Source organism: Corynebacterium pollutisoli (assembly GCF_900177745.1).
Lineage (GTDB): Bacteria > Actinomycetota > Actinomycetes > Mycobacteriales > Mycobacteriaceae > Corynebacterium > Corynebacterium pollutisoli.
Window position 1 is genome coordinate 218,969 of the sequence record NZ_FXAR01000005.1, and the last position, 14,513, is coordinate 233,481.

A 14,513-nucleotide genomic window follows, 5' to 3' on the forward strand; every position below is an offset into this window, starting at 1 on the left:
GGCTAGTCCTCCCGGGCCAGGCGGAAAAAGAGGTTGACGGCGTCGCGGGCGGTGGGGTCGGTGCCGGCGGCGGCTACCAGCTCCTTGAGTGCGGCATCGGCGAAGCCGCTCACCCCGAGCGCGTCGAGCTCCTCGACGCCGGGTTCCAGGTGCAGGTCGGTGAGGCGTCCGCGTTCGAACAGTGCTGCGAAGACGGGGCGCCGGGCCTCCAGCCCCTCCTCCAGGGCCCGGGTGGCGGACATGTCGAGGGTGCCGCGAAGCCCGTACTTGATGACGGTGCGCTGCTTGTCCGGGTAGGCGTCGAGCGCGGCGAGGAACTCCGCCACATCACCTTCCCCCATGAGCTCCCGGTCAAGGGCCTCGAATGTCCACTGCCCCACCGGTTCCTCCCGGACGGCGGCCGTCCCCTTGGACACCTCCACCACCAGGGCCCGGCCGGAGTTGGTTTCCCCGCCGCCGACGGTGGCGTGGTCACGGAAGTCCGTCACCTCGGGCGAGCCGGAGAACCACACCCGCCCGCTGGTACCCACGGGCTGGGCGGAGTGGGTGTCGCCGAGGGCGAGGTAGTCGATGGTGCCGTCGGCCAGGCGGGACTCCACGTACCCCAGATCGATGAGATCCGGGCGCAGGTCATTGCCGCGCGCCTCGGCCTGCCCGTGACCCACCATGATGCGCACCGCCTCCGTCGGCTCCAGGCCCTCCAGCGCGTCCCGCACCAGGTCGGAGGCCGCGGTGCGCGCCCGCAGGGGTGCGCCCACCAGCTCGACACCGTCGGCGACCTGCACGACGGAGGTATCGGAGAGGAGATGGACACCCGCGACGTCGATAAGCTTGAAAACAGAGTCCGCCACCAACGGATCATGGTTGCCGGGCAGCAGGTAGACGGGGACGGGCAGGCCGCGCAGCGCCTCGAGCGCGCGGCCGGTGGTCTGCGGGCTGAGCGAGTTGGAGTCGAAGACATCGCCGGCGATGACGATGAACGCCGCGCCCTCCCGGGTGGCGAGGTCACCGAGGCGGCGGAGGGAGTCGAGCCGGGCATCGTCGAAACGTGCCTGCGCCTCGCCCTCGAGGAACCAGCGGGTCATGCCCAGCTGCAGGTCAGAGGAGTGGATGAAGGTGATGGACTGCGGAGCCGTCATGACTCATTGTCTAGCATGCCACCCCGACACAAGTGATCGTACAGATCTTCGATGTCCGAAACGGCACGCAGCTGATCGACGTTGGTGTACGAGATCGCGCGCATCGCCTTGTGCAGAAGATCCAGGTCAGAGTCGTCGAGCGCGGGGGCGACGCGGGGCTCGGGCAGGGCCGGCAGCTCGCGCCCGGCCCAGAACAGTTCGGGGTTCTCCTCCGACTCCCGGGAGACGTCCTTCGCCTGGACCATGACCGCCTTCTCCAGGGAGATGAGGTCCATCCCGCGGAGGGTGAACAGGGCCAGCGGATCGGCATCGATCTTGCCGGCCAGTTTCTCCAGCACGGCCACGGCGTGCTTGCAGATGGCGAAGGGGTCCGGGCAGTCGCAGCGCACACGTATGTCGTTGATGTCCTCGGCGAGCAGCGCCCCGACCACGGTCCGGGACAGCTCACCCTTCCGCGCGCCGCGCATGCCGTTGGGGGTACGCGCCAGCTCGGCGGAGACGACCGACAGGTCATCGGGACTCCGGTAGGGCAGCTGGACCGCGACGGTGAAAGGCTCGTTCTGGGAGCCGGCCACCTGCGCGTGGACGGCACCGTTGCGCAGGTCCATGCTCAGCACATGCCCGGCGCGGGCGTAGTCCCGCCCGCGGGTGAGGCGCCCGCGGTCCGCCCGGGAGGTGGCCACCTCGAGGAGGAGTTCCGCGGCCGGGGCCATCGCCGGACGTCGCTCAACCCGCTCGGCCCGCTCGTCGCGGGTCTGCTCCGGCTTCTCGACGCGCACCTTCCGCCCGAAGTTGGCGTAGATGACATTGTCGTCGCTGGGGGTGACCATCTACTTCTCCCTCCCGCGGTAGCTCATGAGCTGGGCCAGCTGCTCGGGGCCGAGCTCGGTGATCCAGCCCTCGCCCTCGCCGATGACGGCACCGGCCAGTTCGGTCTTGCCGTCCAGGATGTCCTGGATGGATTCCTCCAGCGTACCGGCGGTGATCATCTTGTACACCGCCACGTCCCGCTGCTGGCCGATGCGGAACGCGCGGTCGGTGGCCTGGTTCTCCACGGCCGGATTCCACCAGCGGTCCATGTGCACGACCATGCTGGCGGCGGTGAGGTTGAGGCCCGTGCCGCCGGCCTTGAGGGAGAGGATCATCGCCCGCGGGCCGCCCGTCTCCTGGAAGGCGGCCACCATCTGGTCGCGCTTCGTCTTGGTCACGCCGCCGTGGAGGAAGGGCACCTGCTCGCCGAGGCGCTCGGACAGGTACGGGACGAGGATGTCGCCGAAGGCCTTGTACTGGGTGAAGATGAGCATGCGCTGGTCGGTCTCGATGGCCTCGTCGAGAAGCCGCATGAGCTCCTCGACCTTGCCGGAGCGGTGGCGGCCGCGGATGGTCACCGGTGAGCCGTCGCCGAGGTACTGCGCGGGGTGGTTGCAGATCTGCTTGATGCGCGTGATGGTGGCCAGCACCAGGCCGCGACGCGCCATGCCCTGGCGCTCCTCGAGGCGGGCCTGCACGTCCTGCACCAGCGCGGTGTAGAGGGCGGCCTGCTCGGTGGTCATCTCGACGGTGATGATCTCCTCGTTCTTCTCCGGCAGATCGTCGATGATCGTCGGGTCCGTCTTGAGGCGGCGGAGGATGAAGGGGGCGGTGAGCAGGCGGAGGCGCTCGGTCATCTGCTCGTCGTGCTCGCGCTCGATGGCCTTGGCGAAGTGGTTGCGGAAGAAGCTGGTGGACCCGAGGACGCCCGGGTTGCAGAAGTCGAGGATGGAGCGCATCTCCGAGAGGCGGTTCTCCACCGGGGTGCCGGTCAGCGCGACGCGGTGGCGGCTGGGCAGGGAGCGCACGGCCCGCGACGCCCGGGTGGTGGAGTTCTTGATGGCCTGCGCCTCGTCGAGGACGACGCGGTCCCAGGGGATCTGCCCCAGCTCGTGGAAGTCGCGGCCGACGACGCCGTAGCTGGTGACCACGAGATCCGCCTCCGCCACGCGCGCCGCCAGCTCCTCACCATGCAGGCGGTCGGAGCCGTGCTGGACGATGACGCGCAGCCCCGGCACGAAGCGCGCGGCCTCCTTTGCCCAGTTGCCCACCACGGAGGTCGGCGCGACGACGAGTGTGGGGCCGGTGGCCTCCCCACGGTCGTGCTCGATGGCCAGCAGCGCGAGGAGCTGCAGGGTCTTGCCCAGGCCCATGTCGTCGGCGAGGACGGCGCCGAGGTTGTTGCGGGACATCCAGTACAGCCAGTCGACGCCGCGGCGCTGGTAGTCGCGCAGGTCCGCGTGGACGGTGTCGGGGATCTCGATCCGCTGCGGGGCCTTCGTGGTCAGCGCCTCCGGCCCGCCGAGCAGCGCCGTGTGCCACGTCGAGCCGGTGAACTCCACCGGGTCCTGCGCCATGGACTCCAGCGCCATCTGTCGCAGTTCCGCGAGGGTGACCTCGCCGAAGCCCTCCTGACCGGCGTGCTCGGCGTTGAACTCCGCGCGCCGGCGTTCGACGTCGGCGACGAGCGCCTCCCAGCCGGGCTGCTCCAGCACGCGGGCGCGTTCGGCGAGGGCGGCGGCCTTCTCCAGTTCCTTACGACGCCGCTTCCGTGAGGTCGCCGCCAGCTCCTCCATGTAGGAGGTGATCCTGTTCAGTGCCGACGTGTCGGCCATGACCCACTCGCCGCGCAGCTTGATCAGACCCGACTTGGAGCGCACGAGCTCGGTCATCTCGTCGTCGGTGAGCTCGATGTCGCCGACGGACATCCGCCAGTTGTACTCGACGAGCTGGTCGAGGCCGAAGTGCTTCTGGGTGGCGCCGGTGGCCGGGTCGCCGACCTCCGTCGTCTCCAGGCGGGCCTTCGTCTCGTACGCCGACCACGCCTTGGGCAGCATGACGGTGTACCCCGCGTCCTGCAGCTTCGGCACGGCCCCGCCGATGAAGTCGACGATCTCGGAGGTGGAGAGGTGGACGTCCCAGTCGCCGTTGCGTTCCTCGTGCCGCTCGGCGTGGCGGGTGCGCTTGTCCGGGTCGAGCAGGTCGGTGATCGCGATCGCCTGGCGCTGCGCGAGACGGAGCTTCTCGACGCTCCCCCGGTCCAACTCCTCCGCCCGGATCGGCAGCGGCGCGTCCGTCCCCGAGCGCACCTGCACGCGCACCGGCCAGGTGGCGTCCTCCGGGTCGCCGGAGGTCTCCGCCAGCTCATCCTCGCGGGGCGGCTCCTCGACGATGAAGACCATCTGCAGGTCCACCGCGGTGATGGAGTCCTTCCAGTCGTTCATCGCCCGCAGCAGCGTCGGCCCACCGCGGCGCAGCGGGGTGGAGTTCATGAGCGAGTCCGCGAAGTCGTGCCACGGGTAGGGGCGGGTGGACGTCGCCAGGTCCTGCAGCAGGTCGGCGGCGATCCAGTGGACGAGGTGGTCGGCGATATCCTCGATGCCCTTGTTGTTGGCGGTGAGGATGCCGGGGGCCGCGGCGATCATCTCCGCCAGCCAGCCGCGCTCCCCCAGCCCGGAGGCCAGCTGCCAGTGCGGCCACCACTGCCCGTCCTCGAAGACGAGCTTGGGCACGACGCGCCCCGCCTGGACGAATCGCGACAGGCCGGCGTTCATCTGGATGAGCCACATGAGGTCCGGGGCGATCGACGCCCGCTGCCGCCTCGTCGCCGCGGCGCCCGGGTGCAGGAGGAAGGAGAGCTGGTTGAGCACCTCCACCGCGTGCTCGGGGGCGTAGGCGGCGGTGGGGATCCGCAGGGAGACCTTCTTGCCGCGCGGGGTGCGCAGCTCGACCTCGAGGCGGTGCCGGTAGGCGCGGTCGTCGAGAAGCGAACGGGCGGCGGGCGGGAACAGTTCCTCCGGCACGGATGACGGCAGCACGACGCGGTGCCCCTCCACCTGCTCGAGCCACAGGTGGAGCCCGGAGGTCGTCCACAGACCGTGCAGGAGGAAAGAAGGCATAAAGACCTTTTTACCACCGATGGCCGATCGTTACGCTTTTGTTAACGACAGGCTCCGCGCAGGTCATTCCACGGGAATCCCAATAATATGACTTCAGTCACAGTAATCTGAGGGGTAGTCAATTGGGCACATCCTCCCGACCTGTCTACGTTCGATGCGTCCCACAAAATGGAAAGGAACGACGATGACCGAGACCACGTGGTTCATCATCGCCATCATCATCTACATGGCGGCGATGCTGGCGATCGGCTACTGGAGTTACACCAAGACAGACAAATACGACGATTACGTCCTCGCGGACCGCAAGCTCAACCCCTTTGTCGCCGCGATGTCCGCCGGCGCCTCCGACATGTCCGGCTGGCTCCTCATGGGCCTGCCCGGCGCCCTCTTCGTCACGGGTATGAGTGAGCTGTGGATCGCCGTCGGTCTGCTCATCGGTGCCTGGGCCAACTGGATGTGGGTCGCCCCGCGTCTGCGCGCCTACTCCGAGGTGGCCAACAACTCCATCACGCTGCCCAGCTTCTTCGAGAACCGCGTGCACGACCGCTCCCGGGCGCTGCGCGTCATCTCCTCGATCATCATCATCTTCTTCTTCACGTTCTACGTGTCCTCCGGCATGGTCTCCGGCGGCCGCTACTTCGAGGCCACCTTCGGCGGCGAGTACCTCAACGGCATGCTCATCGTCGCCGCCGTCACCGTCGCCTACACCTTCATCGGCGGCTTCCTCGCCGTGTCCTACACCGACGCCGTGCAGGGCATGATCATGTTCGCCTCGCTCATCATCGTCCCGGTCATGGCGCTCATCGCCCTGGACAACCCCTCCGACATCTGGAGCTGGGCCGCGTCCAACGACTACGGCCCCTACACCGACGGCGTGGGCAACCCGACCTACTTCAACATGATCGCCGGCGTCTCCGCCGCCGCCATCATCGGTAACCTCGCCTGGGGCCTCGGCTACTTCGGCCAGCCGCACATCGTCGTCCGCTTCATGGCGCTGAACTCCCCGGCGCAGGCCAAGGTCGGCCGCTGGATCGGTGTCGGCTGGATGCTGCTGTGCATCCTCGGCGCCACCTTCACCGCGCTCATCGGCACCGTCTTCTTCTCCCAGAACCCGGACATCGCCGTCACCGACCGCTCCGCCTTCGAGACCATCTTCCTCGACATGGGCCGCATCCTGTTCCACCCGCTCATCGCGGGCCTGGTGCTCACCGCCGTGCTGGCCGCGATCATGTCCACCATGTCCTCCCAGCTGCTGGTCGTCTCCTCCTCCCTCATCGAGGACCTGTACAAGATCGTCGCCAAGAAGCTGCCGAGCGAGGGTGTGCTCATCAACCTGTCCCGTACCGCCGTGGTCGTCGTCGCCGTCATCGGTGCCGTCCTGGCGATCAACCCCTCCGACACCATCCTCGGCCTCGTCGGCTTCGCCTGGGCCGGTTTCGGTGCCGCCTTCGGCCCGCTCATGCTGGCCTCCCTCTACTGGAAGCGCCTCAACACCGCCGGCGCCATCGCCAGCATGGTCACCGGTGCCGTGGTCGTGTTCGTCTGGGGCAACTTCTTCGGCGACATCATCTACGAGATGGTCCCGGGCTTCATCGCCTCCACCATCGTCCTCGTCGTCGTCTCCCTGCTCACCTCCCCGCCGAAGCCGGAGGTCGAGCGCGAGTTCGACGAGGCCGCCAAGCTCAACACCGTGTTCAGGTCCGATGAGAACGTCGACATCGAGGCTGCCGCCGCCGAGGTGAAGAACAACTAGTTCACCGCCCGCGGGAACCTTCCGGGCCTCACACCAGTCCAATACCGGTGTGAGGCCCTTCCGTATCTATCTGCTCCTGTTGTCGGCGGCGACTCTGCTCGCCGCCACCACCGCACTCCCCCGCGCCCCGCTCGACGAAACCGACCTGCCCGCCCTGTCCGCCGTGCTCCCCCACGTCGCGGAGATCCCGCAACGCGCCCGCGTCCTCGGCTACGACCGCGCCGAGTTCGGGGCCGGGTGGGCCCCGTCCGCCGGGTGCACCGTCCGCGAACAGATGCTTCTCGACGCCGGCGCCGACCTCCTCTCCTGTCAGGTCACCACCGGCACGGCGCGGGACCCCTACACGGGGTCCGTCCTCGACCTGGCCGTGGACGTCGAGATCGACCACATCCTGCCCCTGTCCGCCGCCTGGGATCTGGGGGCGCACCGGTGGACGGCCGCCGAGCGCGTCGCCTTCGCCAACGACCCCCGCAACCTCGTGGTCACCTCCCGCGGCGCGAACCAGGCCAAGTCCGACCTGCTGCCCGCCGCCTGGATGCCGGACGATCGGCGGGCCCGCTGCTGGTACGCCCGCCGCCTGGCGGTGGTGGCCGCCACCTACTCCCTCCCCCTCCCGGTTACCGACAAAGTGTCGGCGCAGGCGGCGTGCCGAATGGACGAGGTCACCCGGGTCTGGTTAGGGTGGTCCGTGGATTTCTGATCATCCAACTTTCGACCTACTTCTGAAAGGCCTGCTCCCCAGCATGACCACGATCCTCATCGTCTTCCACGTCCTGGCGGCCGTGCTCTTCCTCGGCCCCGTCACCGTCGCGATCTCCACCTTCCAGACCCAGGCCGTCAAGGCCCAGGCCGGAGACACCCGCGCCGCCGGTGCCGCCTCCGTCCTGCACAAGCTGACCAACGTCTACGGCATGCTCGCCGCCCTGGTGCCGCTGCTGGGCGTGGGCATCATGATGACCGACTCCGCCTACTGGTCCGACGGCCGCTTCCACATCGCCATCACCCTGGCCGTCATCGCCTGGCTGATCCTCCTGTTCCTCATCATCCCGCGCCAGAAGAAGATGATGGGCTCCCTCGGCCTGCTCGACGCCGCCGACCACGACCCCGAGTCCGACGTCCTCCCGGCCGAGAAGTTCGACAAGACCAAGTCCCAGCTGTCCATGTTCGGCGGCATCTTCTCCCTGCTGTGGGTCATCATGCTCATCCTCATGTACTGGAGCCCCTTCTGATCCTCCCGCTGTCCGGCCCCGCCTCGTGCGGGGCCTTCCGCGATTCAGGGGGTCACGGTCTACAGCATCGACTCCGAGGGGTAGCCGCGTAGGACGGCCTCTGCCGCAGACCCTCGTCCTTCCTCCGGACACAGGCTGCTCAGATCCGGACGGTTGCTCCACTGGGGAAGCCGCGGAGCAGATCCTCGACCTCGGCGGCGGCGTGGTAGACCATGCCCCAACGGATGAGACCGGGGACGGTGTCGCGGCGCCCGAGGGCCTCCTCGACGAGGGCGGAGCGTTCGCAGTCGATGCCCAGGCGGCAGGTGGCCAGGTGGGCGACGAGCGCGGACTCCCATTCGGAGGCCGCCCCGTAGCGCCAGCCGATGACCGGGGCGGAGTGGATGACGCCCAGTTCCCAGGCGAGGACCCAGTTGGAGAGGTGCTCGATGATGGCGTGCATGGGGTTCACGCCCTCCTCGACCACGACGGGCAGCCTGTAGGGCGGGGTGATGCGGTTGAGGTAGGCCTCGGATTCGGTGTCGCGGTCGGCGACGATGACGGGGATGACCTCGCCCCGCCACAGGTTGCGTAGCATCTCCAGCTCGCGGGGGCTGACCAGCTCGGCGAAGTCCTCCAGGGCGGGGGCGTCCGGCGGACCGGGCCGGAACGGCAGGGGCCGGGGCGTGTCCTCGGCGACGGACCGGAGGGAAGTGAGGCGGTCGGCGACGACGGCGTCGTCGTGAAGCAGGTAGTAGACCTCCTGACCGTGGGTGCCGGGGGCGACGAGCAGGGAGGCACCGGGGCGCGGGACCCAGCCGCGCAGCGCCCACTCCTCCACCGGGCGCACGTCGACAGTGCCGACCCAGTCGAGGCGGTGGACGTCGCCGGCGACACTCGCGCCCCAGCGACGGTAGAGCTGCCAGCCGAGCGACAGGGCGGTGCCCAGCGGGAAGCGCGGGTTCTCGGCGACGAAGTCGAGGACCCACCGCTCGGCGGTCTCCCCGTGCTCGCCGGCCTTGAACAGCGCCAGCTCACTGCCGACGACACCGAAGGGGTCGTGGGCCAACCCGGGCCGGGCGTCGGTGGCCGGACGCTCCTGGCCGGGGACCGGCAGCGTCGGGTTGAGGTCCCCGCACAGCAGGTCCTCCATGACGGAGACGGTCTCGACGATCCGCCCCCAGTCGACGTCGCGCGGCGCGGGGAAGTCCGAGTGGTTCTCGATGAAGCGGAACGTGTCCACGTTGGCGTGGTGCGCCCCGAAACCGAGCCGCTTACCGACGACCCACGTCACGATCCCCACCTCCAGGTCGGAGACCTGCGCCTCACCGTTGCCGCACAGCTGCTCGCCGGCGCGGCGGCCCTGCGTCCACGCGATGAGCAGCTGGGCCGTGAGCGACAGGCCGAGGCCGACGATCTCCGGGCCCTCGGCATCGGGGTGGATGCGCAGGCAGTAGCAGGCGGTGTCGGGACGCAGCGTCGGCTGCGGGCGGCAGGAGGGGTTGCGGTTGACCGGCTCGATCCAGCCGAGCGGGCCGAGGTGGACGTCCCCGTCGACGGGCACGTCGGCCCACTCGAGCACCGTGCCCACCTTCCACAGGTGACTGAAGGCTCGCCGCTCCCGCTCCTCGATGTGCAGGGCGAACTGCCCCAGGTCGGAAGCCCCCTCCGCCGGTTCCGCGATCTCCCGTCCCGGCTCGTGGTCGACGGCGCCGACGAGATCCTCGCGGACGAGGTCGACGTCGAAAAGCAGGAACAGCTCGCGCTGCCGACCGTCCTCCCCCGTGACCAGCAGCGGGCGGGCGTCACGCGGGACGCGGTAGCCGTCGGACTCCCACTCGCGGCGGGTGGCCGGCAGGGGGCGGGTGATCCAGTCCTCGGAGATGCTGTCACGGATGACGTCCATGCCCCAGCGGCTGAGCACCTGCACCGCGATCTCCGCCGCCTGCAGCGCGCTGTACCGGGGGTTGGCCGCGAGGAACCGCAGAAACCAGCGCTGCACCAGAGCCCGGTCCTCGGGGAGGGTGATCAGCTGCAGGTGGGCGTTGATCGCGTCGAACTGGTTCACGGCCGTCTCCTCCGGTTGGTTCTGCACCCATCCCATCACATTGTCCCCACCGCGCCGACCATCGGCACCTCCGGGGAGTCCTACAATCAGGGCGTGACCCTCCACCCGCATGTCCGCCGTTTTCTCACCACCTCCCCCGCCGCCCCACCCCTGGACACCCGCAGCGTGGAGAACAACCGCGCGCACCTGGCACAGATGGTCCCACTCACCGGGGATCCCGCCCCTGTCGACCACGTCGCGGACACCCGCATCGCCGACGTCCCCGTCCGCGTCTACGTTCCCGCTGTCCCCGCTGTCCCCGCGGTCCCCGCTGCCGCCGGGCCCCTGCCGTGCGTCGTCTACTTCCACGGCGGCGGCTGGGTCACCGGCGACCTCGACCTCGCCGACACCACCGTGTGCGCCCTGGCCACCGGGGCGGGGCGGTCAGCGTCAGCGTCGGCTACCGCCTCGCCCCCGAGCACCCCTTTCCGGCGGCCGTCGACGACGCGCTCGCCGTGGTCGGCGCGGTCCTCGCGGGTGATACGGGTCTGCGCATCGACACCGGGCGGGTGGCCGTCGCCGGTGACAGCGCGGGCGCCAACCTCGCCGCCGTGGTGGCCCAGCAGTAGCGCGGACACTCCCCCGCCCTCGTCCACCAGGCGCTCTTCTACCCGGTCACCGACGCCTCCACGACCGACGCCGGTTCCTACCGTGCCTTCGGCGAGGGCCACGGCCTGAGCACCCGCGACATGGAGTGGTTCATCGGCCACTACGCCGGCACCGCCGACCGCCGCGACCCGCGCCTGTCCCCGCTGCACAACCCCGACCTCACGGGCCTGCCCCCGGCGACGATCATCACCGCCGGCTGCGACCCCCTCGCCTCCGAGGGCCGCGCCTACGGCCGCGCCCTCGTCAAGGCCGGCACGCGCGCGTCCGTCATCGAGTTCCCCGGCCAGATGCACGCCTTCCTCGACCTGGGGGCGCTTCTCGACGACGCCCTCACCGCCCGCCGCCTCGTCGCCGGAGAGCTGCGCGCGGCGTTTGCATGACGAACACCCCGCGCCCGGAGAAAGCTCCGGGCACGGGGTGTGTGCGTTCAGGTGCCGCTAGTCGCGCCAGCCGCCACGACGGTCGTCGCGGTCACGGCCGCCACGGTAGCCACCGCGGCCACCACGGTCATCGCGGTCACGGCCGCCACGATACCCACCGCGGCCACCGCGATCGTCACCGTCACGGTCACGCCAGCCACCACGGCCACCACGGTCTCCACGGTCGTCGCGGTCACGGCCGCCACGGTAACCGCCCCGGTCCTCGCGGGCCGGCGGACGGCCGGTGTCCTTCTCGATGTTGATGAGCTGACCCGAGATACGGGTGTCGGACAGACGACCCAGCACGGCCGGATCCATGTCCTTCGGCAGCTCGACGAGGGTGTGATCCACGGCGATGGTGATGCGGCCGAAGTCCTTGTTGGTCAGGCCGCCCTCGTTGGCCAGGGCGCCGACGATGGCACCCGGGCGCACGTGCTGACGCTTGCCGACGGCCAGGCGGTAGGTGGTGAAGTCACCGTCCCGATCGAAGCGGGAACGACGCTCGCCACGGTCACCGCGGTCTCCCCGGTCGTCGCGGTCGAAACGCCCACCGCGACGGTCGTCGCGGTCGAAGCGACCACCCCGGCGGTCATCGCGGTCGAAACGATCGCGGCGACGCTCCGGCGGGGCCTCCTTCATGAGGAACTCCTCGCCGGCCTGGGCCTGGGAGGCCAGGGCGGCGGCGACGTCCTCCATGGGGATGTCGTGCTCTTCGGAGTAGCGCTTGACGAGGGTGCGGAAAACGTCCATCTGCTTCGACTCGAGGGAGGCGGTGATGGAGTCGGCGAACTTCTCCTTGCGCGACTCGTTGACCTCGTCGACGGTCGGCAGGTCCATCTCCTCGAGCGGCGCGTTGGTGGCGCGCTCGATGGAGCGGAGCATGCGACGCTCACGCGGGGTGACGAAGAGGATCGCCTCACCGGTACGCCCTGCGCGGCCGGTGCGGCCGATGCGGTGGACGTAGGATTCGGTGTCGTTCGGGATGTCGTAGTTCAGCACGTGGCTGATGCGGTCGACGTCGAGGCCGCGGGCGGCGACGTCGGTGGCCACGAGGATGTCCAGACGGCCGTCCTTGAGCTGGTCGACCGTGCGCTCACGCTGGGCCTGGGCGATGTCGCCGTTGATGGCGGCGGCGGAGAATCCGCGGGCGCGCAGCTTCTCGGCGACCTCCTCCGTCTCGTGGCGGGTGCGCACGAAGACGATCATGGCCTCGAATTCGGTGACCTCGAGGATGCGGGTGATCGCGTCGAGCTTGTTACGGTGCGCGGTGAACAGGAAGCGCTGCGTGATGTTGGTGTTGGTCCGGGTCTCGGACTTGACCGTGATCTCGTGCGGGTCGTTGAGGTACTGCTTGGAGATGCGGCGGATGCCGTTGGGCATCGTCGCGGAGAACAGTGCGACCTGCTTCTCACCGGGGGTGTCCTCGAGGATGCGCTCGACATCCTCCTGGAAGCCCATGTTGAGCATCTCGTCGGCCTCGTCGAGGACGAGGAAACGCAGACGGGAGATGTCGAGGGAGCCCTTCTCCAGGTGGTCGATGACACGACCCGGGGTGCCCACGATGATCTGTGCGCCGCGGCGCAGGCCGGACAGCTGGATGCCGTAGGCCTGGCCACCGTAGATCGGCAGGACGTTGATCTTGCCCAGGTGGTCGGCGAAGGACTGGAAGGAGTCCGCGACCTGGAGCGCGAGCTCACGGGTCGGGGCGAGGACCAGCGCCTGCGGGGAGCGGTCCTCGATGTCGATGCGGGCGAGGATCGGCAGCGCGAAGGCCGCCGTCTTGCCGGTACCGGTCTGGGCGAGACCGACCACATCGTTGCCCTGCATCAGCACAGGGATGGTCTGAGCCTGGATGGCGGAGGGGGTCTCGAAACCCACCTTCTGCACCGCGTTGAGGACGGCGTCGGGCAGGCCCAGGTTGTCGAACCCGTTCCCCTTGCCCTGATCCTCTGAGGCTTCGTCGTTGGTCTTTTCGTTGTCAGCGTTGTCCGAGTTCTCGTTCTTCACGTTCTCGGAGTCGGCGGCCTCAGAAGTATCCGCGTCCCTGGTGTCCAGATCCGCCTGGGCCGGTGCGTCGGGATCAATGATGTCCTCGACGGTCAGCGGCCCGGTGGAGGCGGATGCAGCCTGCGCTGCGTCACCTTGCGGGTTTTCCTGAGATTCCGACAGATTAATGTCATCCGGCTCGTTCACGCCGCCGGTGGCGTTATCGGTAATGCTCATTGCCTGCCCAGAGTACGCCACTTGCTGTGGGAACACCATTTCGCCGCAGGTGTTCTCCGTCGCATTTACAGGCGGATGGACATGACCGTCACCTGCTCGGTCTGGTAACCGAGCCGGCGGTAGAAGCTGCGGACCGCGTGGTTCTCCTCCCGGATCATCAGCTGCAGCTTGCCCACTCCCCGACCCCGCAGCCACTCCTCCGCGGCGTGCATGATCTCCTCGCCGAGGCGCATGCCCTGCCGGTCCGGGCTCACGGCCACGTAGTAGACCCATCCGCGGTGCCCGTCGAAGCCGACCATCGCCGACGCCACGAGCGTGTGGCCGTCGGTGCCGATGAGCACCGTCGAACCGTCATTGGCCAGGGCCTTCCTCGCGTCCGCGACAGGATCATTCCACGGCCGCGTCAGCCCCGTCGCCTCCCACAGGGCGACGACCTCCGGAATGCGGTCTTCTGAAAGGGTCGAGATGATCATGCTATGAGTGTATGCGGTTCCGGTCATGCTTATCGACGACGGGACGTCCGACCTCCCCGTTCCCGCCATCTTCTCCGTATCGTGGGCGGCATGAACACCGATAACCCCGCAGATACCCAGGACATCCGCCCCCTCACCGACGAGGAGCAGGGCTGGATCGACCAGAACTGGCAGATCGCCAGTGGGCAGGGCATGACCAAGGACACCGACTCCCTCACCCTCGGCTACCAGGCGGCACGTGGCAAGTGGGAACTCGCGCCAGCGGACGACCGCCCGCGTGCCGAGCACAGCGTCGTCGGCCTCGGCGCCCTCATCGGCCAGTACATCTGCAACTTCACCGACTTCGAGTGGGGCGTGCGCGGCGAAGGCAGCAGCGCCCAGTGGGTCCTGACCAACCCGGACGGCGAGATCATCGAACCCATGCAACGTATGGCCGAGCTCTGGAGCGGCTCCATGAAGAAGACCGTGGGCGGCTACGTCGACGAGGTGTTGGAGAAGTACAGCGGGGAAAGGTAGGAAAATGGGCGGTCGACTCACTGTCTGGCGCGCGGGTTGATTGGTCAAGTCCGCGGAAGTGGTGTATCTGCCTTTCGATAAAACAAGCAGCATGACGGTGTCAGGGACCGGCACGAGCCCGATGGTGAGACTGGCTC

10 protein-coding genes and 1 pseudogene are annotated in these 14,513 nt (G+C 68.8%); 5 read left to right on the forward strand and 6 right to left on the reverse strand.

Features of this window, described 5'->3' with window-relative positions; translation table 11 throughout:
* Positions 1-2: 2 nt before the first annotated feature.
* Genes B9Y70_RS08575 through B9Y70_RS08585 form a run of 3 tightly spaced genes read right to left on the reverse strand, consistent with a single transcriptional unit; the run spans position 3 to position 5,068 of the window.
* Positions 3-1,139, reverse strand: a complete 1,137-nt coding sequence (locus B9Y70_RS08575) for a metallophosphoesterase family protein (RefSeq protein ID WP_085549845.1) — start codon at positions 1,137-1,139, stop codon at positions 3-5.
* Positions 1,136-1,969 (reverse strand): SWIM zinc finger family protein, encoded by an 834-nt coding sequence (locus tag B9Y70_RS08580; protein ID WP_085549846.1) that lies wholly within the window; start codon positions 1,967-1,969, stop codon positions 1,136-1,138. The genes B9Y70_RS08575 and B9Y70_RS08580 overlap by 4 nt, the downstream gene beginning before the upstream one ends.
* Positions 1,970-5,068, reverse strand: a complete 3,099-nt coding sequence (locus B9Y70_RS08585; protein WP_085549847.1) for a DEAD/DEAH box helicase — start codon at positions 5,066-5,068, stop codon at positions 1,970-1,972. It abuts the gene before it with no gap.
* Between the two features lie 184 nt (positions 5,069-5,252).
* On the opposite strand from B9Y70_RS08585, the gene putP reads away from it, so the two are divergent.
* The 3 genes from putP to B9Y70_RS08600 are packed head-to-tail and all read left to right on the forward strand — an operon-like array spanning position 5,253 to position 8,050.
* A complete protein-coding gene (putP, locus tag B9Y70_RS08590) occupies positions 5,253-6,821 on the forward strand; it encodes a sodium/proline symporter PutP (protein ID WP_085549848.1) in 1,569 nt (522 codons plus the stop codon).
* Positions 6,822-6,870: 49 nt separating this feature from the next.
* Entirely contained in the window at positions 6,871-7,521 is a 651-nt protein-coding gene (locus tag B9Y70_RS08595; RefSeq protein ID WP_240309187.1) for a GmrSD restriction endonuclease domain-containing protein, read from the forward strand.
* Between the two features lie 43 nt (positions 7,522-7,564).
* Entirely contained in the window at positions 7,565-8,050 is a 486-nt protein-coding gene (locus B9Y70_RS08600) for a DUF2269 domain-containing protein (RefSeq protein ID WP_085549849.1), read from the forward strand.
* Between the two features lie 139 nt (positions 8,051-8,189).
* On the opposite strand, the gene B9Y70_RS08605 is transcribed toward B9Y70_RS08600, so the two are convergent.
* Positions 8,190-10,097 carry a hypothetical protein gene (locus tag B9Y70_RS08605; protein ID WP_143337580.1) on the reverse strand — a complete coding sequence of 636 codons (1,908 nt, stop codon included), beginning with the start codon at positions 10,095-10,097 and terminating at the stop codon, positions 8,190-8,192.
* A gap of 395 nt (positions 10,098-10,492) precedes the next feature.
* Between B9Y70_RS08605 and B9Y70_RS08610 the strand changes: the two are divergent.
* Positions 10,493-11,125: pseudogene (locus tag B9Y70_RS08610) on the forward strand (alpha/beta hydrolase).
* Between the two features lie 57 nt (positions 11,126-11,182).
* Here B9Y70_RS08610 and B9Y70_RS08615 read toward each other — a convergent pair.
* The gene (locus B9Y70_RS08615) at positions 11,183-13,387 is read right to left on the reverse strand and encodes a DEAD/DEAH box helicase (RefSeq protein WP_085549851.1); all 2,205 of its coding nucleotides are present in this window, start codon (positions 13,385-13,387) and stop codon (positions 11,183-11,185) included.
* Positions 13,388-13,452: 65 nt separating this feature from the next.
* Positions 13,453-13,860, reverse strand: a complete 408-nt coding sequence (locus tag B9Y70_RS08620) for a GNAT family acetyltransferase (RefSeq protein WP_085549852.1) — start codon at positions 13,858-13,860, stop codon at positions 13,453-13,455.
* A gap of 90 nt (positions 13,861-13,950) precedes the next feature.
* Here B9Y70_RS08620 and B9Y70_RS08625 point away from each other — a divergent pair, with 90 nt between their 5' ends.
* Entirely contained in the window at positions 13,951-14,376 is a 426-nt protein-coding gene (locus B9Y70_RS08625) for a hypothetical protein (RefSeq protein WP_085549853.1), read from the forward strand.
* The last annotated feature ends 137 nt before the right edge of the window (positions 14,377-14,513 follow it).